The 21,598-nt window shown below is 64.6% G+C and carries 21 protein-coding genes; 11 read left to right on the top strand and 10 right to left on the bottom strand.

The features are described from left to right. The first annotated feature begins 4 nt into the window (after positions 1-4). Entirely contained in the window at positions 5-199 is a 195-nt protein-coding gene (locus H4W01_RS05925) for a hypothetical protein (RefSeq protein ID WP_010408424.1), read from the top strand. Positions 200-206: 7 nt separating this feature from the next. After that, the gene (locus tag H4W01_RS05920; protein WP_334685170.1) at positions 207-443 is read left to right on the top strand and encodes a hypothetical protein; all 237 of its coding nucleotides are present in this window, start codon (positions 207-209) and stop codon (positions 441-443) included. A 144-nt stretch (positions 444-587) separates the two neighbouring features. On the opposite strand, the gene H4W01_RS05915 is transcribed toward H4W01_RS05920, so the two are convergent. Both H4W01_RS05915 and H4W01_RS05910 read right to left on the bottom strand, forming a co-directional pair. Further along, positions 588-944 carry a DNA primase gene (locus H4W01_RS05915; protein ID WP_209610284.1) on the bottom strand — a complete coding sequence of 119 codons (357 nt, stop codon included), beginning with the start codon at positions 942-944 and terminating at the stop codon, positions 588-590. A 94-nt stretch (positions 945-1,038) separates the two neighbouring features. Continuing rightward, entirely contained in the window at positions 1,039-2,307 is a 1,269-nt protein-coding gene (locus tag H4W01_RS05910; protein WP_334685169.1) for a multidrug effflux MFS transporter, read from the bottom strand. Positions 2,308-2,401: 94 nt separating this feature from the next. Between H4W01_RS05910 and H4W01_RS05905 the strand changes: the two genes are divergently transcribed. From H4W01_RS05905 to H4W01_RS05885, 5 genes are all read left to right on the top strand, one after another. Next, positions 2,402-2,812, top strand: coding sequence for a DUF3597 domain-containing protein (locus tag H4W01_RS05905; protein WP_209610283.1), 411 nt, complete (start codon positions 2,402-2,404; stop codon positions 2,810-2,812). Between the two features lie 64 nt (positions 2,813-2,876). Continuing rightward, entirely contained in the window at positions 2,877-3,377 is a 501-nt protein-coding gene (locus tag H4W01_RS05900; protein WP_010408414.1) for a hypothetical protein, read from the top strand. 77 nt (positions 3,378-3,454) lie between these two features. After that, positions 3,455-4,420, top strand: coding sequence for an isopenicillin N synthase family dioxygenase (locus H4W01_RS05895; protein WP_209610282.1), 966 nt, complete (start codon positions 3,455-3,457; stop codon positions 4,418-4,420). 1 nt (position 4,421) lies between these two features. Beyond that, positions 4,422-4,742: a hypothetical protein gene (locus H4W01_RS05890; RefSeq protein WP_209610281.1), complete on the top strand. Its 321-nt coding sequence runs from the start codon at positions 4,422-4,424 to the stop codon at positions 4,740-4,742. Between the two features lie 70 nt (positions 4,743-4,812). Continuing rightward, complete coding sequence (locus H4W01_RS05885) at positions 4,813-6,099, top strand: homoserine dehydrogenase (protein WP_209610280.1); 1,287 nt, start codon at positions 4,813-4,815, stop codon at positions 6,097-6,099. 16 nt (positions 6,100-6,115) lie between these two features. On the opposite strand, the gene H4W01_RS05880 is transcribed toward H4W01_RS05885, so the two are convergent. Genes H4W01_RS05880 through H4W01_RS05870 form a run of 3 tightly spaced genes read right to left on the bottom strand, consistent with a single transcriptional unit; the run spans position 6,116 to position 8,070 of the window. After that, a complete protein-coding gene (locus H4W01_RS05880; RefSeq protein ID WP_209610279.1) occupies positions 6,116-6,646 on the bottom strand; it encodes a hypothetical protein in 531 nt (176 codons plus the stop codon). 33 nt (positions 6,647-6,679) lie between these two features. Further along, positions 6,680-7,108: a CoA-binding protein gene (locus H4W01_RS05875; RefSeq protein ID WP_209610278.1), complete on the bottom strand. Its 429-nt coding sequence runs from the start codon at positions 7,106-7,108 to the stop codon at positions 6,680-6,682. Continuing rightward, positions 7,108-8,070: an Mrp/NBP35 family ATP-binding protein gene (locus tag H4W01_RS05870; protein WP_209610277.1), complete on the bottom strand. Its 963-nt coding sequence runs from the start codon at positions 8,068-8,070 to the stop codon at positions 7,108-7,110. The genes H4W01_RS05875 and H4W01_RS05870 overlap by 1 nt, the downstream gene beginning before the upstream one ends. A gap of 70 nt (positions 8,071-8,140) precedes the next feature. Here H4W01_RS05870 and hflK point away from each other — a divergent pair, with 70 nt between their 5' ends. The 4 genes from hflK to H4W01_RS05850 all read left to right on the top strand — a co-directional run bounded on the left by hflK (position 8,141) and on the right by H4W01_RS05850 (position 13,571). Continuing rightward, positions 8,141-9,292: a protease modulator HflK gene (hflK, locus tag H4W01_RS05865; protein WP_209610276.1), complete on the top strand. Its 1,152-nt coding sequence runs from the start codon at positions 8,141-8,143 to the stop codon at positions 9,290-9,292. Then, positions 9,289-10,152 carry a protease modulator HflC gene (gene hflC / locus H4W01_RS05860; protein WP_010408391.1) on the top strand — a complete coding sequence of 288 codons (864 nt, stop codon included), beginning with the start codon at positions 9,289-9,291 and terminating at the stop codon, positions 10,150-10,152. The genes hflK and hflC overlap by 4 nt, the downstream gene beginning before the upstream one ends. A gap of 111 nt (positions 10,153-10,263) precedes the next feature. Further along, positions 10,264-11,802, top strand: a complete 1,539-nt coding sequence (locus tag H4W01_RS05855; protein WP_209610275.1) for a Do family serine endopeptidase — start codon at positions 10,264-10,266, stop codon at positions 11,800-11,802. A gap of 101 nt (positions 11,803-11,903) precedes the next feature. Then, a complete protein-coding gene (locus H4W01_RS05850) occupies positions 11,904-13,571 on the top strand; it encodes a helicase HerA-like domain-containing protein (protein ID WP_209610274.1) in 1,668 nt (555 codons plus the stop codon). Positions 13,572-13,616: 45 nt separating this feature from the next. On the opposite strand, the gene H4W01_RS05845 is transcribed toward H4W01_RS05850, so the two are convergent. The 5 genes from H4W01_RS05845 to H4W01_RS05825 form a co-directional block, all read right to left on the bottom strand. After that, a complete protein-coding gene (locus H4W01_RS05845) occupies positions 13,617-16,016 on the bottom strand; it encodes a TonB-dependent receptor (protein WP_209610273.1) in 2,400 nt (799 codons plus the stop codon). A 124-nt stretch (positions 16,017-16,140) separates the two neighbouring features. Continuing rightward, positions 16,141-17,361, bottom strand: coding sequence for a CaiB/BaiF CoA transferase family protein (locus H4W01_RS05840; RefSeq protein WP_209610272.1), 1,221 nt, complete (start codon positions 17,359-17,361; stop codon positions 16,141-16,143). Beyond that, complete coding sequence (locus tag H4W01_RS05835) at positions 17,358-19,292, bottom strand: acetyl/propionyl/methylcrotonyl-CoA carboxylase subunit alpha (RefSeq protein ID WP_209610271.1); 1,935 nt, start codon at positions 19,290-19,292, stop codon at positions 17,358-17,360. The genes H4W01_RS05840 and H4W01_RS05835 overlap by 4 nt, the downstream gene beginning before the upstream one ends. Before the next feature lies 1 nt (position 19,293). Beyond that, positions 19,294-19,782, bottom strand: a complete 489-nt coding sequence (locus tag H4W01_RS05830; protein ID WP_209610270.1) for a nuclear transport factor 2 family protein — start codon at positions 19,780-19,782, stop codon at positions 19,294-19,296. Between the two features lie 178 nt (positions 19,783-19,960). Next, positions 19,961-21,562 carry a carboxyl transferase domain-containing protein gene (locus H4W01_RS05825; protein ID WP_209610269.1) on the bottom strand — a complete coding sequence of 534 codons (1,602 nt, stop codon included), beginning with the start codon at positions 21,560-21,562 and terminating at the stop codon, positions 19,961-19,963. Positions 21,563-21,598 lie beyond the last annotated feature (36 nt).

Here is a 21,598-nt window from a genome sequence, read left to right as displayed (position 1 = left end):
TGCAATGTCGAAAACACCGAGCGATACGCCCATCCGTGTAGCGGCGGAGCGTGGCGAAGTCTTGCTCGATGGGCCGGATGGTTTGGCGACCTCGCTCACCCCGCAGGCCGCCAAGCAATCCGCCGAACATCTTCACCGCGCAGCTGACCTGGCCGATCGCCGACCGAACGAAGAATTTCCGTGGAATCATACGCTTTAAGGAAAGAGTGTTAATCACGGTTCGCTATGGCGAGCCTGTGCCGTTTCGAAAACTCTTTCTCAGCCGGTGGTCCGCGCTGCTTTGGGCGATCGGCATCCTTTGGACAGCGGTCGATACGGTTGGGTTTGCGCCCCCGGCTGGGCATGGCGACGCAGCAGCTGCGGCCAATGCCACCGACGCCACCGGGGCGGCCATCGACAATGCGGACCTCGCCATTCTCGCCAATGCGATGAAGGGCAACTGAAGCGCTTAGCGGTGCCGCGCGTCGTCCACATCATCGTTGGGGATCGTAAGGGTCAGCGCCAGCGCGCGACATAGCCCTCCGCCTGCGATTGGCGGAGGTCAAAAAAAGGGCGGCCGACAAATGTCGACCGCCCCAATCCTATAGTCAGGGACGCAAGGCCGCGTCGTCGCGGTCGCTCAATTCGTCGTCATCGACCGTATCGTCGTCGAGTTCGTCCTGAACGTCGTCTTCCTCTTCCTCGTCTTCATCCGGATCCTTTTCCGAATCGAGGTCGTCATCTTCCTCGCCCAGATCATCGTCTTCCATGTCGAGATCATCGTCATCGTCATCGTCATTTTCGGATGCGATGTCGGGGTTGAGGTCGGTCAGCAAAGTGCCATCGCTGGGCCCGTCGCGCGTGACCTCCAGGATTTCCGCGCGCTGGCTTTCGTCATAGCCTTCTTCGTCATATCCGTCGTCGCCGGTGCCTTCCCCCGGCACGCGATGTCCACCTATGCTCATTGCGTCTCTCCCGACAGCCCACACAATGTAGGATCATTCCAAACTTCGAACCGCGCAACCCGCGTTCGGTTCCGCGCGGTTCACCGAAATTCGCTCAACTGGGGCGAAACAGCCGACCACGCTCGACAATGGCGGCGATGCCTAGCCCGGCCACACCGGCGATGAGGAAACCCAGGTGCATCGGCGCGGTCGTGCCATTGAAGCTGCGCCCAATCGCCCAGCCGATCACGCCGCCAAGCGTGATACCGAAAAAGCCCTGCACGCTCGATGCGATCCCCGCGATTTCGCCCATATTTTCCATCGCCATCGCCGACATGTTGGAGGTGGCGAGGCCAAAGCACGCCATCGTGATCGCCTGGACCACGACGAACACCAGCAGCGGCTCATCGCCAAAAGACCCGACCGCCAGGCCCGTGCCCGACGAGACGATCATCACCACCAACGCAACCTGCGAAATACGGCGCATGCCCAGATGAATGACGATCCGCGAATTGAGCAAGTTCGCCACCGCCATCGTGCCCGCCGAGGCGGCGAACACCATGCCGAGCAGCCCAGGGCGATGAAAGACATGCTCCATGATCGGCTGGATCGAACTGAGATACCCGAAAATCGCGCCCTGGCAGATCAGCGCCGCGATCATGTAACCCAGCGAATAGCGGTCGCGCAGCGTGTGTCGCCAGCCTGACACTGTACTACGGATCGATAGCGGCGCGCGATTTTCCGAACGCAGCGTCTCGGGCATGCGGAGGACGAACCAGACCAGGCACAGCAACGCCGCCGCCGCGATCATCTCAAAAATCAGCCGCCACGATCCCAGCAGCAAGATCGCCTGCCCGATGCTCGGTGCCACGATCGGCACCGCCATGAACACCATGAAGGCCAGGCTGGTCACCTGCGCCATCGCGCGCCCGGAAAAGCAATCGCGGATCACGGCGATGGTTACGACGCGACTGGCGGCAACCGCCAAGCCGCTGATGAAGCGCATCGCCAGCAGGAGCGCGAAACCGTTGGCCAGCCCCGCCAGCAAGTTGCACACGATGTACCCGAGCAGCCCCGCGATCAACACCGGCCGCCGCCCGAAACGATCGGTCAACGGTCCGTGGATCAATTGCCCGATCCCCAGCCCGACCACGAACACCGTCAAAATCAACGGGCCGTCGACGATCGCATCCACCCCGAGCCGACGTGCGATATCGGGCAAGGCGGGCAGCATCGTATCGATCCCAAGCGCACCGAGCGAAATGAGGGCAGCGATCAGAGGCACGAACTCCACCAAGCGGATTGGCGGCGTGTCCTGCACGGGGATGTCGTTCGAAACAGGCATATCGCCCCAATGCCCGAGCCTGCCGCGCAGGTCACCCATCAATTCATCCGCACCGCAGCTTGAATCTCGCGCGCGTCATGGAACCGTAGCACCGTTGCGGCACTTTCGTGGCTCCACCACAAGGAGCATGGCGATGGGCATTTTCAGCATGATCAAGGATGCAATCTGGGGCCAGAAGGCCGCCCCGGTCGAAGCCGTTCCCTCGACATCGGCGATGCCGCAGATGAACACGCCGTCCGACCCGGGCAACCCGCCCGCCGAAGCCACCCCGACGGCCCCCACGGCCCCCGTCGATGTCGAAGCGATCCTCACCGCCAAAGCCGAGGCCAAGGGGCAGGAGCTCAACTGGCGCGACTCGATCGTCGACTTGATGAAGCTGCTCGATCTCGACCCGAGCCATGAGAACCGCCTCGCCCTCGCGCACGAACTGGGCTTCACCGGTGACACAGACGACAGCGCAACCATGAATGTCTGGCTGCACCAGCAGGTCATGGCCAAGCTGGCCGAGTCCGGCGGCACCGTGCCCGCCGCGCTGACGCACTGAGACCTTGACGAACCGCATGGCAGGCCTTTAGTGTGTTAGCACGATGATACACATGAGGTCTGCCATGCTCCGTCCCCTGGTGTGCGCGATTGCGCTGTTCCCGCTTGCCGCCTGTGGGGGCGGCAAGGACGGCACCTCGATTTCGATCAACACGTCGGATGGTGACGGCCCGGTCCTGGCCGGTTTCGACGGCAATGGCGAAGCGGCGATCGACACGCCGTTTTTCAAGGGCAAGATGAAGTTGCCCAACGTCAAGTTGGATGCGAGCAATTTCGACATGAACGGGGTGCATCTGTATCCCGGTTCGACGATCGGCAGCGTGAACATCACTGCCAAGAACAAGCCCGACGCCGAGGAAGACGGCCACGTCCGCGTTGCCTTTACCAGCCCCGCCGCCCCGGCTGCGGTCCGGGACTGGTTCAAAACCAAGCTGACTGCGGCGGGATTCACGCTGACGGCAGCGGGCAATGGCTTGACCGGCAAGACCAATGAAGGGGAACCGTTCGCGCTCGACCTCGTGCCCGACGGCAGCGATATGGCAAAAGGCGTCATCACTATCGGATGAGCGAGCGTGGCGGTCTGCTGATGACGTCTGGGCAAATCCGGTTTATCCGGTGGCTTTACTCTGACGGACTCCCGATCATGCTCGACACGCCGACTGCCCCCACACCTGCGCAAGTCCCAGCGCTTTCGCTGAGCGACGAAGCCGCCGACCCGGTCGCTTTTGCCGCTGCGCTCGGCGGGTCGTTCGAGCGGTTCGGCTTTGCCGTCGTCGCCGATCACGGCGTACCCGCCGATCTGATCGCGCGCGCCTGGGCGATGACTGAGGCGTTCTTCGCGCTGCCCGAGGACACGAAACGCGCCTATTTCGTGGCCGGTGGTGGCGGCGCGCGCGGCTATACGCCGTTCAAGACCGAGATCGCCAAGGGCGCGAACCATGTCGATCTGAAGGAATTCTGGCATATCGGCCGCGAGCTGGCCAAAGGGCACCGGTTCGAGGCGCAAATGTCCCCCAACATCTGGCCCGACCAGCCCGAGGGATTCCGCGAAACCTTTATCGAGCTGTTCGCGGCCTTCGACACTGCGGGCGATCGCTTGCTCTCCGCCATTGCGCGCCATCTGGGACTCGCCCCCGACTGGTTCGATCCTGCCGTAAAGGACGGCAATTCGGTGCTGCGGCTGCTCCATTATCCTCCGGTCCCCGCCGACGCGCCGGAGGTCCGCGCTGGTGCGCATGAGGACATCAACCTCATTACCCTGCTGCTCGGTGCCGAGGAGGCCGGGCTCGAGCTGCTCGACAAGAATGGCGAGTGGCTGGCGATCCGGCCGCCCGAAGGCGCGATGGTCGTCAATGTCGGCGACATGCTCCAGCGCCTGACCAACCACGTCTTGCCCTCGACCACGCACCGCGTCGTCAATCCCGCGCCCGAGCGGCGCGGCCACTCGCGCTATTCGATGCCGTTCTTCCTGCACCCGGTGCCCGATTTCCTGATCGAGACTTTGCCCTCGACGATCAGCGCAGAAAACCCCAACCGCTATCCCACCCCGATCACAGCGCACGATTATCTGCACGAGCGGCTGGTCGAAATCGGGTTGGTGAAGGCGTGAAGTGATCCGGGTCGGACGATATCTACAACTGGCGGTCGGCGGACTCGGAACGGCGCTCGCTGGGTTGACGGCTCTGTCTGCCCTCACGCACCCTGCGCGCTTCCTCGCTTTACCGTTGCTGGTGTCGATCTTGTTTGCCATCACCATCGTCAGTGGCTTCACGCAGTGGATCACGTTCCAGCGCCGACACTTTGATACAGCGGTAAGGCTGTTTGGCGTTACGATCATCAGTTGGAGTGTGGCGGCGATTGTTCACGCCGCTTACACCATTCCGGATTGTAGCAAGGGGTGCACTGTCGTCGTGTTCACCGCTCCCAAATAACAGCGATCTTGTTTCAGGGTCGATCGTGCCGCATGAGCCGCGCCGCACTACAAGGCAGGAAGTCGAACCCATGACCAAACCCCTCCGCATCGCGCTTGCCGGTCTCGGCACGGTTGGCGCAGGCGTGATCCGCTTGCTCGACACCAATGGCGCGCTGATCGCGCGGCGCGCGGGGCGACCGATCGAGATCGTTGCGGTGTCCGCGCGCGACCGCAGCAAGGATCGTGGGGTCGATATCGGTCGCTTCGCATGGGTCGACGACACGACGGCGCTCGCCCATGCGGACGTGGATGTCGTGGTCGAGCTGGTCGGCGGGTCGGATGGCCCTGCCCTCACGCTCGCGCGCGCCACGCTCGGTGCTGGCAAGAGCTTCGTCACCGCCAATAAGGCGATGCTGGCGCATCACGGGCTGGAGCTGGCGCGCGCCGCCGAAGCCGCCAATGTCGCGCTGAAGTTCGAAGCGGCCGTCGCGGGCGGCGTGCCCGTGATCAAGGGGCTGCGCGAGGGTGCCGCTGCCAATGAGATCGAGCGCGTCTACGGCATCCTCAACGGCACCTGCAATTTCATCCTGTCCAAGATGGAAGCCGAAGGCCGCGATTTCGCCGATGTGCTGGCCGAGGCGCAGGCGCTGGGCTTTGCCGAATCCGACCCGAGCTTCGACATCGATGGCGTCGATGCGGCGCACAAGGTTTCGCTCTTGGCCAGCCTCGCCTTCGGGACGCAGCCCGCTTTCGCCGATGTCGCCGCCAGCGGTATCCGCCACGTGCTTGCCGCCGATATCGCCGAGGCGGCGTCGCTTGGGTATCGCGTGCGCTTGATCGGCCTCGCCGAATCCGGCCCGAACGGGCTATTCCAGCGCGTGCACCCGCATCTCGTGCCCGTCAGTCACCCGCTAGCGCACGTCACCGGCGCGACCAATGCGGTGGTGGCGGAAGGCAATTTCGTCGGGCGCTTGCTGTTCCAGGGGGCGGGTGCCGGCGACGGGCCGACCGCGTCTGCTGTCGTCGCCGATCTGATCGACATCGCACGCGGCGAATTCGGCCCGGCCTTCGCCATGCCCGCCGACGCCTTGCTCGCGCAGGGGCCTGCCGATGCGGGAGACCGGCTCGGGCGCGCCTATGTGCGTTTCACCGTCGCCGACCGCGTGGGTGTGCTGGCCGAGATCGCCGCCGCAATGCGGGATGCCGGCGTTTCGATCGAAAGCCTGATGCAGCGCGGCGTCCATGCCGATGGCTCGGTGCTGGTCGCGATCGTTACCCATGAAGGCCCCGAGCGCAGCGTCGCCCAGGCGCTGGAACGGTTGCGCGGGTCGCAAAGCCTGGTCGGGCAGCCGCTATGGATGCACATCCTCGCGTAACCGCCGTGGCGTGCGTTTAGGGCGTTATTCGGCTTGAGGTATCCAGCGGCGGGTCTTCCAGCGGGATCGAAACGCGGCGCGATTTGTCGGGCTTTTTGCGGAACGCCCGCCCGACCCCGTGTGCGGCGTCGCCCAGCAGCATGCCGAGACTGGACGCCTCGCCCGGCCGCTCGCAGCAACTGTCGGGCGCGATCGCCTTCTGCACCAGGCGCACCAACTGCGTAGCCCCGCCGAAGATGTTAACCCCCACATTGCAGCCGCTCTGCACCGTCGCACAGGATGGCGTCGACAGATCGAGGGCGCGGGTCGCCCGCAGGTCGGGGTTGGACGGGCGCGGCTCGTCGAGCACCACTTCGTTGGGATAGGGCAAAGCCTGCGACGGCAACGGCTGGCCGCACACCACAATATCCTCAGGATTGCTGTCTTTCGCGCCACGCCGCACGCACGGCTCGTCCGGCACCGGTTGTAGAATGGAAAAGGATGTCGGTGCGGCTGCGGGGCTTGCCGCAGGGCTGGCGCTTTGCGCGGCAAGGAGCAGCAACAGCATCGGAGCGAAGCTGCGCGGCAATCGTGGCGAATTTCAGGCGATCGGCGCGATCCCAAGGCGCGCGAGTTCAATCGCGGGGCAACGGTCCATGACGACCTTCAATCCCGCCGCCTCTGCCCGGGCGGCGGCGACGTCGTTGACCACGCCCAACTGCATCCAGACCGCTTTCGCACCCGCTGCAATGGCGTCATCCACCGCCTCGCCCGCTGCCGCAGAATTGCGGAAGATGTCGACCAGATCGATCGGATCGCCAATTTGCGAGAGGTCGCGAAACACGAATTCGCCGTGGAGATGCTCGCCCGTGATCTGCGGATTGACCGGGATCACGCGATAGCCATGCTCCTGCAACGTCCGCATCACCCGGTAGGACGGGCGATCGGGGCGATCCGATGCGCCCACCAGCGCGATCACGCGCGTTTCCTCCAGCAAGGTGCGAAGCTCGGCATCCTGGGTGAGCGGCATCAGCCTTGTCCTTTGATCCAATCGCCAACCTTGTCGGCCACGCCCATGAACGCAACGCCTTCAGGACCGTTCCCCGCCGCCGGGGGCTCGCCCGCATCCGAGGCGACGCGCACCCGGATATCGAGCGGGATGCGCCCCAGAAACGGCAGGCCCAGTTCCGCCGCGGCGGCCTCCGCCCCGCCTGTTCCAAACGGATCCGAGACCTCGCCACATGACGGGCAGACATAGCCCGCCATATTCTCGATCAGCCCGATGATCGGCACGCCCGCCTTGACGAACAGGTCGATCGCGCGGCGCGCATCGATCAGCGCCAGATCCTGCGGGGTCGAGACGATCACCGCGCCGCTCGGGCGATATTTCTGGATCATCGTCAATTGCACGTCGCCCGTGCCCGGCGGCAAATCGAGCACCAGCGTGTCGGCCGGTCCCCAATTGGCGTCCATCATCTGCGTCAGCGCGCCCGCAGCCATCGGCCCGCGCCACGCGATCGCCTGGTCGGCGGCGACGAGCATCCCCATCGACAGCATCGGCACGCCATAAGGCGTCGGCACCGGTTGCAACACCTTGTCGCGCGCGGTTGGCTTGGCATTGGCGACGCCCATCAGCCGTGGCTGCGACGGACCATAGATATCGGCATCGACCAACCCGACGCGCCGCCCGGAGCGCGCCAGCGCGATCGCGAGATTGGCCGAGACGGTGGATTTGCCCACCCCGCCCTTGCCGCTTGCCACCGCCAGCACGATTCGGCGCGAACGCTGGCTGGTCAGCGCAACGCGCACGCTGGAAATGCCGGGAACAGCGGTAGCCGCGGCGCGGACATCGGCCTCCAGCGCGTCACGCGCAGGCTCGTCCAGGCCACTGACATCGACGATGATGCTGGCGCGTCCCTCCTCGATCCTGCCGGTGGCGCGCCCCTGGGCAACGCGGAGGAGGGCTGCATCTAGCAAACTACTATCGGTCATCGTGCGCAGATAGGCGACGCGGATGCGCTTGCCACTGTTTTTCGCAAGAACGCACCCCTATAAAGGTTTCATGACGATCTTATCGGGCTGGTTTCAGCGCTTCTCCATCCTCGCCGCCGACAATAAGGGACCGTGGGGCAGCGGCTCCGGGTCCGACAATGGCGGGGGCGACAGTGGCGGCCCGCGCAACCCATGGGCACAGCCGCCCGGCGGCAAGCCGCGTGGCACTACGCCAGGGCCCAGCGCGCTCGATGAATTCCTCAAGCGCGCGCGCGGCGGCGGAGGCGGCTCTGGTGGTGGCGGTGGACGCCCCCGGATTCCCGGCGCGCCCAGCGCAGGCCAATTGTGGGTGATCGCGGTCGGCATCCTGCTGGTCGCGTGGATTGCCCTCACCAGTTTCCATTCGATCGGCCCGCAGGAGCGCGGCGTCGTCACCGTGCTCGGCCGCTATTCGGAGACGCTCGAGCCCGGCATCCGCTTCACCTTGCCTGCGCCCTTTGTCGAGGTCGCCAAGGTCGATGTCGCCGCGATCAATACCGACACCTTTCCCGATGACAGCAGCGCCGTCACCGCCGGAAAAGACACCGACAAGCTGATGCTGACCAGCGACCAGAACATCGTCGATCTCGACTATTCGGTGCGCTGGCAGATCGCCAACCCGCAGGACTTCGCCTTCCAGATCGCGCGCCCGCGCGAGACGCTGCGCGCCACCGCGCAAAGCGCGATGCGCGCGGTCGTCGCCACCGCCACGCTCGACGAAGCGATCGGTGCCGGCCGCACCGCAATGGAGGTGAAGGTCCAGCAGGCAATGCAGGAAATCCTCGATCGCTATAATGCGGGCATCCGCATCCAGGGCGTCGCGATCAAGGGCGCGCAAGCCGCCGCCCAGGTCGCCGACGCCTTCAAGGAAGTCTCCGCCGCGCAGCAACAGGCGCAAAGCGACATCAGCCGCGCGCGCGGCTATGCGCAGCAGGTGCTGGCCAAGGCGCAGGGTGAAGCCGCGGCCTTCGACGTGATCTATGCGCAGTATAAGCTCGCGCCCGAAGTGACGCGCCGCCGCATGTATTACGACACGATGGAGCAAGTCCTGTCCAAGTCGGACAAGACGATCATCGAATCGCCGGGCGTTGTCCCTTATTTGCCGCTGCCCGGCATGCGCCGCGTGCCGTCGGCACCGTCCCCCGCCGTAGCCGCTCCTCAGACTCCGGGAGTCGCCCAGTGAACCGCGCCCTGCTCCGCAATCCCATCGCCCTTGGCGTGTTCGCCTTGGTGTTGCTGATCCTCGCCGCCAGCACCTTCGCGATCGTGCCCGAGACGCGCCAGGCGGTGGTGCTGCGCTTTCAGCAGCCCGTGCGCACGATCAACGAATATCGCCCCAATGAAGTGTTCGGCCAGACCGGCGCGGGCCTGACCGCGCGCGTGCCCTTCATCGATCGGCTGGTGTGGGTCGACAAGCGCGTGCTCGATGTCGAACTCGACAACCAGCCTGTGCTCTCGACCGACCAGACCCGCCTGGAGGTGGACGCCTATGCCCGCTTCCGCATCGTCGACCCGTTGAAGGCGGTGATCTCGACCGGCAGCACCTCGGTAACCGAACAGCGCGTGCAGGATCAGTTGAAGCCGCTGTTCAGCTCCTCGCTGCGCAACGAACTCGGCAAGCGGCCGTTCGCCGCCTTGCTCAGCCCCGAACGCACCCAGGTGATGGGCAACATCCGCGCCGGTCTGCAAAAGCTCGCCTCGCAATATGGCGTGCAGATCGTCGATGTCCGGATCAAGCATGCCGATCTACCCAGCGGCACGCCGTTCGACAGCGCGCTCAACCGCATGCGCACCGCGCGCCAGCAACAGGCGCTGACGATCAAGGCACAAGGGCAGCAGACCGCGCAGATCATCCAGGCGCAAGCCGATGCCAAGGCCGCGCAAATCTATGCCGACGCCTTCAACAAGGACCCCGATTTCTACGATTTCTATCGGGCGATGCAGTCGTATCGGTACACCTTCGCGCAGGATGCCAAGGGCCAGACCTCACTGGTCCTGTCGCCCGACAATGCCTATTTGAAGGAATTCCAGGGACGACGCTGATCGATGGTTCCATAACCCGCCATCAGCCGTTCATATTCAATCGCCGTTCAGCATCGCTTAGTATCTACAAAAGCGATGCTGCCAATTGGTAGACGAGAGGAAACGACCAAAGTGCGCTACGCCTACGCCATTACCGCCGCCCTGTTGCTGAGCGGCACCGCGACCGCCATTGCCTTGCCGTCCGCCGGGGGCGCGCAGACCGCGCAGAACGAGCCCGCCGTGATGGCCGCCACCGCCCCCAAGCCGGGCGCGCCGATGAGCTTTGCCGATCTGGTGGCGAAGCTGCAGCCGGCCGTGGTGAATATCTCGACCAGCCAGCACATCACGCAGCAGCAACCCGCCAACCCGTTTGCCGGCACCCCGTTCGAGGGGCTGTTCGGCCAGCAGGGCCAGGGCGGCAATGGCGGCCCCGCGATCACGCGGGAAGCAACCTCGCTCGGGTCAGGCTTCATCATTTCGCCAGACGGCTATGTCGTGACCAACAACCACGTCGTGGCTCCCGGTGCCAAAGGGGCAACGGTAGATTCGATCACCGTAACCCTGGTCGACCGCAAGGAATATGTCGCCAAGCTGATCGGGCGCGATCCGACTTCGGATCTGGCGCTGCTCAAGATCGATGCGAAGAACCTGCCCTTCGTGAAGTTCGGCGATTCGGATGCCGCGCGCGTTGGCGACTGGGTCGTCGCGATCGGCAATCCGTTCGGCCTGGGCGGCACGGTGACGGCGGGCATCGTCTCGTCGCTGCACCGCGTCACCGGAGGCGGCGCTTATGATCGCTTCATCCAGACCGACGCGGCGATCAACCAGGGCAATTCCGGCGGCCCGATGTTCGACCTCAACGGCAACGTCATCGGCATCAACTCGCAGATTCTGGGCAGCACGGGCGGCGGCAATATCGGCATCGGCTTTGCCATTCCGGCCACCGACGCCAAGCCCGTCATCGAGAAGCTGATGAAGGGCACCAAGATCGCGCGCGGCTATCTCGGCGTTGGGCCGCAGCCAATCGACGACGATCTTGCCTCGTCCTTCGGCCTGGTCAAGAATCACGGCGAACTGCTCCGCAGCATCGAGCCGGGCCAGCCTGCCGAAAAGGCCGGGCTGAAGGTTGGTGACGTCGTGCTGCGCGTCGGCGGCAAGGATGTCACGCCCGACCAGTCGCTCAGCTATCTCGTCGCCAATGTGACGCCGGGCAGCCGGGTGCCGCTCGACATCATTCGCCAGGGCAAACCGCAAACGATCATCGCTACGATCGGGACGCGCCCGCCCGAGGATCAGCTTGCCGCCAAGGCAGCGGGCGAAGAAGGCGATGATGGGGATGACAGCGACAACCCCACCGTTGGCCAGGCAGCCGCCAATGCGCTGGGCGTAACGGTGCAGACGCTGACCCCGCAAATCGCGCGCACCTTCAACGTCGATTCGTCGGTGCAGGGCGTGGTTGTCGCCACCGTCGATCCGTCGAGCGATGCCGGGTCGAAGGGCCTGAAGCGCGGCGACGTGATCGTCTCGGCCAATGGCGTTCCGGTCACCACGCCAGCGGCGCTCGGCGCGGTGGTCGCCCAGGCCAAGGCCGCTGGCCGCACGCAGGTCGCGCTGTATCTCGTGCGCGGCCGTCAGCCCGCTTTGTTCATCGCGGTCAAGCTGAAGAAGTAAGCCTATCGATCCCTCTCCCGTCGTTCCCACGGGAGAGGGATTTTCCTTCCGCCGCCCCGCTTTTCGCGCGATAGCTTTTCGCCGAAATCGCGGGAGGCTTCATGAACGAAACGACCAGTATCTTCCTTGGCGCGGGTGCCGGTGGCAGCAATCCCCAGCAGCTCGAACTCAAGCGCGCCAATCGCCACGGGCTGATCGCGGGCGCGACCGGCACCGGCAAGACCGTCACCGTCCAGGGCATCATCGAAGGCTTTTCGCGCAACGGAGTCGCGTGCTTCGTCGCCGATGTGAAGGGCGATCTGTCGGGCCTCGCCATGGCCGGATCGCCCACTGCCAAGAATCACGACATCTTTGCCGCACGCGCCAAGGAAATTGGCGACGACACCTGGGCCTATGCCGATACGCCCGTGCAATTCTGGGATCTCTATGGCGAACAGGGCCATCCCATTCGCACCACCATCACCGAAATGGGGCCGCTGCTGCTCTCGCGTCTGATGGACTTGAACGAGGTGCAGGAAGGCGTGCTGACGATCGCCTTTCACGTCGCCGACAAAGACGGGCTGCTGCTGCTCGACCTGGACGATCTGCAAGCGATGCTGGTCAGCTGCGGCGAACGCGCCGACGAACTCACCACCACGTATGGCAATGTCTCGAAGCAATCGATCGGCACGATCCAGCGCGCCTTGCTCCAACTCCGCAGCCAGGGCGGCGAGCATTTCTTCGGCGAGCCCGCGCTCGATCTCGATGATTTCATCGGGGTGGACGACAAGGGGCGCGGCATCGTCAACATCCTCGCCGCCGACAAATTGATGGCGAGCCCAAAGCTCTATTCCACCTTCCTGCTGTGGCTGATGAGCGAATTGTTCGAGCATCTCCCCGAGGTCGGCGATCCCGACAAGCCCAAATTGTGCTTCTTCTTCGACGAGGCGCATCTGCTGTTCGATGCCGCGCCCAAGGCGTTGCTCGAAAAGATCGAGCAGGTCGTGCGCCTGATCCGCTCCAAGGGCGTCGGCATCTATTTCATCACCCAGAACCCGATCGACATTCCCGATACGGTGGCGGGCCAGCTCGGCAATCGCGTCCAGCACGCGCTGCGCGCCTTCACCCCGCGCGATCAGGCGGCGGTGAAGTCTGCGGCCACCACCTTCCGCGCCAATCCCGGTGTCGATGTCGAAACCGCCATCACCGAATTGAAGGTCGGTGAGGCTCTGGTGTCGCTGTTGCTGCCCGACGGATCGCCCTCGCCTGTCCAGCGCACGCTGATCGCCCCGCCCGCCTCGCGCGTCGGACCGGTCACCCCGGTCGAGCGCGGCGTGATGATCCAGACCGATCCGGTCGGCACCAAATACGACACCGCGATCGACCGCCAATCCGCCGAGGAAATCCTCGCCGGCAAGGCGCAGGAAGCAAGTGCAGCCGCCGCCGAAGCCAAAGCCAAAACCGAGGCCGATAAGGCGGCGGCGGCACAGGCCAAGGCCGACGCCGTTGCCGCGCGCGAAGCCGAGCGTCAGCGTGTCGCGGCGCAACGCGAGGCCGACCGCCAGGCCCGCCTTGCCGCGCAACAGGAAGCGGCAGCCGCCAAAGCCGCCGCCAACTCGCCGTGGAACCGGGCGATCACCTCGGCGACCCGCTCCGCCTCCTCCGCAGTCGGGCGTCAGGTCGCCAATGAAGTGTCGAAGACCGTGTTCGGATCATCGCGCGGTGCCGGAGCCGGGATCATCGGCGGGCTCGTGCGCGGCGTGCTGGGGGGGCTGTTCAAGGGGCGCTGACCCCAGTGCCGCCGCTCCTCGCGAGCGGCGGCACCCCGCCCGGCATCAGAAGCTGATGCTCACCGTTCCGAACACCTGACGCGGGGCAAGCGGGAACACGCTGTAGGTGTTGGTCGCCGACCCAATGCTTAGCGACGACGCCGCCTTGCGATCGGTGATGTTGGTCACGTTCACGCTGACTCGCAGCGCTTTTGCCACCAACCGTTGATCGAGCGGGATCGTCGCCCCGATCTGGCCTGCCAGCGTGAAATAGCCCCCGACCGACAGATCGTTGGTGTAGGTCGCATAACGACGACCGATATAATCACCGATCAACTGACCGTCGAAAATCCCGTGTCCAACCGACAATACGGTCTTGTTGAGCCAGTCGGGCGATCCGGGCACATTCTTGTCCTTGGTCGGGATCGTCGTCGTTCCGCTGATATAATCGGCTTTATATTTCGAGGTGTTGTACGAAAGCGCATTGTACAGCGAGACCCGCGGCCCGGCGTGCAGCGTGAACGCGAAATCCACGCCGTTGGTCTTCACGCCACCGACGTTCTGAATGATCGCAGCGCCGCTGGTGATCGAGTTGACGATCGGGTTGGGCGAAATGCCGAGTAGCCGGTTCGAGAAATCGACGTGATAGACGCTGAGCTGCCCCTCAATCGACAGGCCGCCCCCCAGTTGGTGATGCGAGCGCACGCCTCCTTCATAGGTCCAGCTCGTTTCGGGCTGGACGGTCGAGGAAAACAGGTCGAACGCCCCTTGGCTGCCCAGTGCAAAGGGCGACAGGCCAGCCGCAGCGCTCGTCTGGAACTGGCGGATGTTCTTCTGCGCGTTGACGAACAACTGATCGTTGGGGGTCACCTCCCACACCGCGCCCACTTCGGACAAAAACACCTTGGTCGTCTCAAGCGCGCCATTGGGAAGCGCGACGGTTCCAGCGAACGAACCCAGCAGCGGTTGGACTTTGATGCGCTGCGTGGCGAATTGATAGGTGGACTTGAAGCCGCCGAGGATCGTCAGCGTCGGCAGGACGTGCCACGCATCCTGCACATGGCTCTGCAACTGGTCGACGCGCACTTCGCTATAATATTGAGTGATCAGCGGGTTGAGCGTGTCGCGCGGACGCTGGTACGGCGTCGACGGATTGTTGACGTCCAGCGCATACCAGCGGCGGAAAGCCGACGAGCTCTGCCGCTCAAACCAGCCACCAAATTCGATGTCATGATTGCCGAGCGACAGTTTCAGCGTCTGGATGATGCCGCCGCGATCGATGCGATATTCGGTCGTACGCGTCGCAAAGCCCGATCCGCCAAACACGGTCGAGAGGTTTTGCCCCGGATAATAGACCGAAAAGAGCTGCGGCAGGCCAGCAACCGTGATCGGCCCGGCAACCACGCCGACGCCATCATTGTGGTGATAATAGACCTTGGCGTCATAGGTCACCGCGCTGCTCAGCTTTGCCGTCATCGCGACATAGCCGAGATAATCGGTGCGTTGCGCGTCGCTGTAATAGTTACGGTAATTGTCCTTGGCCGCCGCATATTCGGCCGAGGTCAGATAGGCGACTGCGGTCTTGAAGTCGGGGTAGAGGAACGGGCGCGTGTACGGCACGCTGCCGGGCACCTCGCCCTTTGAAATATTGACGACGGTCGCGTCCTCATTGGGTTCGGTCTTGTCCGAATAGGCGAAATAGCCGGTCAGCTTGATCGATCCGCTATCGTGCACGAACTTGCCATTGGCTTGATAGCCACCTTGATGGCCATTGAAATCCCACGCGCGCGCATCCTGTCGCACGCCCGAGACATAGAAAGCGTTGCCGCCGCCGAGGTCACCGCTGTCGAGCCGCACGTAGGTGCGAAACGCGCTGTAGCTGCCAACCGTCTGCGCGACCGTGCCGCCGAAACTATGCTTGGGATCGCTCGAAAAGGTATCGATCGTGCCGCCAAGGTTGCTGGTGGAGGCGGTGCCGAGATCGCCCGCACCGCTCGCCAGCGTCACCTTGCCGACGTTTTCCGAAATGATCGCACGTTGTGGGGACAAGCCATTGTAATTACCATAATTCTGGTCGCCGAGCGGAATGCCGTCAAGGGTATAGCCAAGCTGTTGCTGGTTGAAGCCGTGGATGAACAGCGAGATGTTCTGTTCGTTATTGCCCCATGGATCGGCGGTGAGATAGGTCACGCCGGGCAACGTCTGGATCGCCTTGAGCGGGTTGATGCCGGGCAGGATCTTCTGGATCTCGGTGCTGTCGAGCTGGGTCACCGATCGCGTGCTGCGGCGCGCAGTGACCAGAATGTCGGTCTGTGCCGCGTCGTCGGGTTGCGCAGCAGGGGCTGCCACAGGTTCGCCAGGCGCAGGCGCGGGTGCGACGCCAGGGGTCGCGGCGTTGGCGACGTTGGACAGGCCAGCGATCAGCCCAAGCGCCAATGCGACGCGCGAAACAGTGTGAAACGACATCGAAACCGACCCCTTGTGCAATGCAACAATCGGGGCGTTACGAGCCTTGTGCGACGCACCTGCTACGCGGTCACGTCGTTTCGATGACGCTTTGATTTCAGTTTTGCGGCGATGCGCAAAAGGCTCAGCGCGGGATCACGCCGCTTGCCGCCAGCCGATCGAGCGCTTCCACAGACAGCCCCAGCGCCTCGCCCAGCGCCGCACGCGTATCCGCCCCGGCGCAGGGCGGCGCGCGATCATAGCGCGCGGGCGTTGCGGACAATTTCGCCGGGAAGGCGACGACCTTCAGCGGCGTGCCATCCTGCCGCGCCATCGGCTGCACCGTGGCGCGGTGCGCCACATGCACGTCGGCGATGATCTCGGGCAAACCGTTGACCTTGCCGGCGGGAAGCTTAGCCGCCTCCATCGCCGCGATCAGATCGTCCGAGCGCCACCGCGCGACGGCGGGCGCGAGATCGGCATGCAGTGCCGCGCGGTTCGCACTGCGCAGCGCGACGCTGGCAAAGCGCGGGTCGTCGCCCAGCCCCTCCAGCCCCAGCACGCGCAGAAAATCGCGGAACTGCCGATCATTGCCAAGCGCGACGACGATCTCGCCATCGGCGGTCGCATAGTCGCGATAGGGCACGATATTGGGATGGTCATTGCCCATCCGCACCGGCACCGCGCCGCCATTGAGATAGTTGGACGCCTGGTTGGACATCATCGCCAATTGCGTGTCGAGCAAGGCGCAATCCACATGCTGCCCCTGCCCCGTCGCGTCGCGGTGGCGCAAAGCGGCGAGGATCGCCACGGTGGCATAGGTGCCGGTGAACAGATCGACGATCGGCACGCCGACCTTCATCGGCGGGCCGTCGGCTTCACCGGTCACGCTCATCAGCCCGCCCATCGCCTGGATCAGGAAGTCATAGCCGCCTTTGTCGCAATACGGCCCGTCCTGGCCGAAACCGGTGATCGAGCAATAGACCAGGCGCGGGTTGATCGCCGAGAGCGCGGCATAATCGAGCCCATATTTGGCCAGCCCGCCGACGCGAAAATTCTCGACCACGACATCGCTCTCGGCGGCAAGGCGGCGGATCAGATCGGCGCCCTCGGGCTGGGCGAGATCGATCGCGAGCGAACGCTTGTTGCGATTGGCGCAGAGATAATATGCCGAATCGCCCGAATCGTCGGCAAGCGCAGGCGGCCCCCAGCGGCGCGTGTCGTCGCCCTGCCCCGGCTGCTCGATCTTGAGCACCTCCGCCCCCAGATCCCCCAGCATCTGCGTCGCCCACGGCCCGGCGAGCACGCGCGACAGATCCAGTACCTTGATGCCGGCCAATGCGCCCGGCGTGGAAGCCTCGGTCATGCTCCGGTGTCGAGCCGCACGAGCACGACGCCCTCCTGCACTTGCCCGCCAATTTCCGCATTCACTTCGGCAATGGTGCCGTCGAACGGCGCGGTCAGGCTATGCTCCATTTTCATCGCTTCGAGCGTGACGAGCTTCTGGCCCTTGGTGACGCTGTCGCCTGCCGCGACATCGACCGCGATGATGCGGCCGGGCATGGGCGAGAGGATCGCGCCGTCGGCGGCATACGCGGTTGCCGTCGTGCCCGATCTCACTTCATTGATGACAAACGAGCTGCCAATGTCGTTGACGAGCCACCCTTCCGCCACACGTTCGATCCACCGGGAAGCCCAGACAGGTTCTTCTTGTGCGGCAATCTCCGCCATGTGCTCCCCATCGGTTAGGCGAATCAGCGCAGCGGCGGGAGCAGAATTGAGGCGAAAGCCAAGCATAGCGCGCCACGGCCCCTGCGAGGGCGATACACCAATATCATAGCGATCGCCGATACGTTCGCCCCTGCTGTCTGCGAGTATTGTGGAAGCTGCCCATTCCCAAGCCGCTGCGCTCGGCCCGCCGCTAGGCACGAGTGAATCCGCCTCACGCGCGATCAGGCCCGTATCGATAACGCCTTCGACGAAGGCGGGGTGGCCGAGCGCATTGACCAAAAACTCGGCGTTGGTGCGAACAGGCCAGCAAATCACGTCGGCGCATTTATGCGACAGTGATAGCGCCGCTTCTTTCCGAGATGGGCGATGGACAATCAGTTTCGCCAACATGGGATCATAGAACGGCGTCACTGCGTCGCCTTGTTGAAACCCAGTTTCAACTCGCAAGCGATCTCGTCGGGAGCGGATCGGCAACGAAAAGTGTGTCAGTTGCCCAGTCGACGGCAAGAACCCCTTTGCCGGGTTCTCCGCATACAGTCTCGCTTCCATCGCCCAGCCGTTGATCGACAGTTCCTCCTGCCGCTTCGGCAAGGGCTCACCGCTCGCCACGCGCAATTGCCATTCGACCAGATCGACCCCGGTAATCTCCTCGGTCACCGGATGTTCGACCTGCAGCCGCGTGTTCATTTCCATGAACCAGATGCGATCGGCGCGCAGCCCCTCGCTCGCGTCGGCGATGAACTCGATCGTGCCCGCTCCGACATAATCGACCGCGCGCGCCGCGCGCACCGCCGCCGCGCAGATCGCCTCGCGCGTGTCCGGGTCCATGCCGGGCGCGGGGGCTTCCTCGATCACTTTCTGGTGGCGGCGCTGGAGCGAGCAATCGCGCTCGAACAGATGGACGACGTTGCCGTGCGTGTCGCCGAACACCTGCACTTCGATATGGCGGGGCGAGAGGATGTATTTCTCGATCAGCACTTGCGCATTGCCGAAGGACGACGCCGCCTCGCGCTGGCACGACAGCAGCGCATCGGCGAAATCCGCAGGGTCATCGACCCGCCGCATCCCCTTGCCGCCACCGCCCGCCACCGCCTTGATGAGGACCGGATAGCCGATCGCTGCAGCTTCCCCCGCCAGTCGTTCGGGGGCCTGATCCTCGCCGAGATAGCCCGGCGTCACCGGCACGCCCGCCGCGATCATGCGCGCCTTGGCGGCATCCTTCAGCCCCATTGCGCGGATGCTGTCGGGCTTCGGCCCAACCCACACCAGCCCGGCATCGATCACGGCCTGCGCAAATTCGGCATTTTCGGACAGAAAGCCGTAGCCGGGATGGATCGCCGCCGCGCCCGTCGCCTTGGCGGCGGCGATGATCTTCTCCCCCACCAGATAGCTTTCGCGCGCCGGGCTGGGGCCGATATGCACCGCTTCATCGGCCTGGCGGACATGCAGCGCCTTGGCATCGGCGTCGGAATAGACCGCGACCGTGCGGATGCCCATCGCGCGCGCGGTGCGGATGATGCGGCAGGCGATTTCGCCGCGATTGGCGATGAGCAACGACTGGATCACCTTAGCCCTCGCAACCAGTGGTGCGCGACGACCACGTCAAATTCTGAATTTTCCAGCGTCCGTTTTCGCGCACCAGATCGAAATGGTCATATCCGCAATGGTGCACCTTACCGTCGATCAGGAAGGTATAGGGCCCCCACACCATCGCGATGTCCCCGTCGATTTCGATCGCGGCGTCGCCGAGCCGTTCCTGAAAACGCTCGGGCCCCGGCGTGAAGCGGGCGAGCAACTCTGCGCGAGTCTTGTGCGTGATTGTCGAAGCGCCCGCTTGTTCGGTCGCGATCGTTGCGCTGGCATCGGGTCGCAGCGCCTCGCCGATCGCCACCGCATCGCGGGCGGCGATGCCGTTGAGCAGGGCCGTGACCGGGGCCATCACTTGCGCTTCCTCGGTTGCTGGGGGCGGCAGGCCGGTGCCTTTGGGCAGCGGCTGCACTGGCGTCGTCATCGGCGACATTTGCGCGGCGAGGGCGAGTGCGAAGATCAAAGGCATAGAGCTTCCTTAAATCCTCCCCGGAACGGGAGGGGGACCGCCCGCCACTTCCGGCGGGTGGTGGAGGGGGACCTCCACCGGCGTAACACGAGCGGAGAACCCCCTCCACCATTTGCCAGAAGAGGCAAATGGTCCCCCTCCCCGTGTCGGGGAGGATCGAGACGGCGCCTCATCCCCATCACATGCGGAACACGCCGAACGCGGGGCGCTCGGGGATCGGGGCGTTGAGCGTGGCGGCGAAGGCGAGGCCGAGCACGTCGCGGGTCTGCGCCGGGTCGATGATGCCATCGTCCCACAGCCGCGCAGTGGCGTACCAGGGGTTGCCCTCATCCTCATATTTCTGGCGGATCGGTGCCTTGAAAAACTCGGCCTCCGCCTCGCTCCAGCCGTCTGCATCGCGGTGGACCGTCGCCAGCACCGACGCTGCCTGTTCGCCGCCCATCACGCTGATCCGGCTGTTGGGCCAGGAGAATAGGAAGCGTGGGCTATAGGCGCGCCCGCACATGCCGTAATTGCCAGCGCCAAAGCTGCCGCCGATCAGCACGGTGATCTTGGGCACGGTCGCGGTGGCGACGGCGGTGACGAGCTTTGCGCCATGTTTGGCAATGCCTTCCGCCTCATATTTGCCACCGACCATGAAGCCCGAAATGTTCTGCAGGAACAGCAAGGGAATGCGGCGTTGGCAGGCGAGTTCGATGAAATGCGCGCCCTTCTGCGCGCTCTCGCTGAACAGCACGCCGTTATTGGCAAGGATCGCCACGGGCACGCCCCAGATATGCGCGAAGCCGCAGACGAGCGACGTGCCGTAGAGCGCCTTGAATTCGTGAAACTCGCTGCCATCGACCAGCCGCGCGATGATTTCGTGCACGTCATAAGGCGCGCGGACGTCGCTCGGCACGATGCCGTACAGTTCCTCGGCATCGAAGCGCGGCGGGCGCGGGTCCTTGAGGTTCACCCCCGCCTGGACCGGCAGTGCCAGGGTCGAGACGATATCGCGCACGATCGTCAGCGCATGCTCATCATTCTCGGCAACATGATCGACCACGCCCGAACGGCGACCGTGCGTGTCCGCGCCGCCCAGTTCCTCGGCCGAGATCACCTCGCCGGTCGCGGCCTTGACCAGCGGCGGGCCCGCGAGGAAAATGGTCCCCTGCCCGCGCACGATGATCGTCTCGTCGGACATGGCGGGGACATAGGCACCACCCGCGGTGCAGGACCCCATCACGCAGGCGATCTGCGGGATGCCCTTGGCGCTCATATTGGCCTGATTGAAGAAGATCCGCCCGAAATGGTCGCGGTCGGGGAAGACCTCGGCCTGGTGCGGCAAGTTCGCGCCGCCGCTGTCGACGAGGTAGATGCACGGCAGATGGTTCGCCTCGGCAATCTCCTGCGCGCGCAGATGCTTCTTGACCGTCAGCGGGTAGTAAGTGCCGCCCTTCACCGTCGCATCGTTGCACACGATCATGCACTGGCGGCCCGACACGCGCCCGATCCCGGCAATGACGCCTGCACCGGGGACTTCATCGTCATAGAGGCCATTGGCCGCAAGCTGGCCGATTTCGAGGAAGGGCGAGCCTGGGTCGAGCAGCCGCTCGACCCGGTCGCGCGGGAGCAGTTTGCCGCGCGCGGTGTGGCGCTCGCGGCTCTTCTCGTTCCCGCCAAGCGCGGCCCGCGCGACATCGCCGCGCAGCCGCTCGACCAGCGCGCGGTTGTGCGCGGCATTGGCGCGGAAGGTTTCGCTTTCGGGCGAGAGCGCGGAGGTGAGGATAGGCGCGGTCACAGCCCCTCTCCCATCGGGAGAGGGAGGGAGCCGCGA

Source organism: Sphingomonas sp. PL20 (assembly GCF_017875905.1).
In the GTDB taxonomy this organism is placed as follows: domain Bacteria; phylum Pseudomonadota; class Alphaproteobacteria; order Sphingomonadales; family Sphingomonadaceae; genus Sphingomonas; species Sphingomonas echinoides.
The sequence above is the reverse complement of the archived record's forward strand: the minus strand, read 5'-3'. Positions and strand labels throughout refer to the sequence as shown.